Genomic DNA, 1,713 nt, shown 5'->3' on the forward strand with positions numbered 1-1,713 from the left:
CGGCTATAGCATGAAATCCTCTCTTCAGCGTGATATGGAAAAATCCTTGCCAACAGAAGGCGACCATTTATTTGGCTACCTTTTAGATAATGCCTCTAAGTCAAAGTTTCCCGCGGTGACTCTGTCAGCAATTTACGCTAATGTGAAAATATATGAAAAGAATCTAGACTAAAATATCTGATGCCTGCTCCCTTACTGGAGCAGGCATCTTTATTTTCTATATTATTTAACCCCAGGAAACCAACCAGGTGTATTGACGATTGCCTGCCACAGCGGATCGGGTACAACTAGGCGAGTCTGAGCTCCAAGATCGATTTCCGTCTCAATTTCAGCTTCCCTGCCGGTTTCTACTTTTTCAACCCAGTCTGGATCGATAATCAGTTCTCTGCCTAATGCAATCAATGGGACGCTTGTATCAAAAGCCTTTAGTACATCATCGGCACTGTAAAGCGATCCGACGCCGATAACAGGAACTTTCTGGCCTACTCGCTCCTGAATGATTTCCATTCTTGACCTCGAATCCTCTAAGCCACGTTTAGGCTTTGACCAAAAATCATTCAATGAAACATGCAGGTAATCAAGATTTTTATCTGCTAACGCATCGATCAGCTGTAAAGTGTCAGCCATGGTGATACCTGGTGTTTCTGGTTCCTCAGGCGAAAATCGGTATCCAATGATAAACGGCTCCTTTGCATACTTGGCGGTCACTTTTTTCACCTCGTCTACAACCGCTAGCGGAAATGCCAGCCTCTTATCAAGAGAGCCTCCCCACTTGTCCTCACGCCGGTTGGAATGCGGCGAAAAGAACTGCTGAATCAGATAGCCGTTAGCTCCATGAATCTCCACTCCATCATAACCTGCTTCAATCGCGCGGCGTGTTGTTTCTCCAAAAGCCAAAATGATGGTTTCCACCTCATCGCCGCTAAGTGCACGAGGTGCTTTCCCATTCCCGCGCTCTGAAGGAACATCACTCGCGCTTACGATTTCACCATTTGGAACAAGATCAGGAGGACATTCACGCCCGCCATGGAAGATTTGCAGAATGGCTTTTGCTCCTTGCTCCTTGATTGCTGAAGCCAATTTCTGCAGGCTGGGAATCATATCATCTGTATCAGCCCCAAATTCTCCTTTAAAGCCCTTTCCATCTGGTGTCACATATGTACATGCTGTAACGACCATGCTGACTCCTTTGGAGCGGCGGGCATAATAGTTAACCTCGGCATCAGTAACGCTGCCATCCTCGTTGGATGAAAAATTCGTCATCGGCGCCATGATCATCCGGTTCTTTAAGCTGATTCCATTCGGAAAAGTATACGGTTCGAATAAGGGTTTGTACTTTGGATTCATACTAAAAGCCTCCTTCTTTAACATAATAAAGTGTAATAACCTTATATCTATTAAGGTAAACATCCTTGGTTATTATGTGCTCTCTGACCGATAAAAAAACAGCGGACCGTCATCCCGCTGTTAAGTATTATTTGCTAGTTTTAGCAATCACACTTTTGATTGCCTCAGCCTGCTGTGTCATATCGACTGTCCCTTGAAAGTGCAAGTACATGTCCGCGGTTCTCGAAGAGCATGTGATTGTGCAATTCGGTTATATCAATATTACCGATTGAAAAAGCATCCTGCTATTGCAGAATGCCTTCACGGTCCATATTCTTTTTCAATAAATCCTCCATTGCATCCGGAGGCAGCGGCCTGCTGAAATGA

Annotated in this window: 2 protein-coding genes; one reads left to right on the forward strand and one right to left on the reverse strand. The window is 44.9% G+C overall.

Annotated elements, in window-relative coordinates:
- The first annotated feature begins 10 nt into the window (after positions 1-10).
- Positions 11-172, forward strand: a complete 162-nt coding sequence (locus tag WB217_RS16550; RefSeq protein WP_423994370.1) for a ketopantoate reductase C-terminal domain-containing protein — start codon at positions 11-13, stop codon at positions 170-172.
- 50 nt (positions 173-222) lie between these two features.
- On the opposite strand, the gene WB217_RS16555 is transcribed toward WB217_RS16550, so the two are convergent.
- Positions 223-1,347, reverse strand: a complete 1,125-nt coding sequence (locus WB217_RS16555) for an NADH-dependent flavin oxidoreductase (RefSeq protein WP_423994369.1) — start codon at positions 1,345-1,347, stop codon at positions 223-225.
- Between the last annotated feature and the right edge of the window lie 366 nt (positions 1,348-1,713).

It is taken from the genome of Mesobacillus sp. (assembly GCF_049588175.1).
Classification (GTDB): Bacteria; Bacillota; Bacilli; order Bacillales; family Cytobacillaceae; genus Mesobacillus.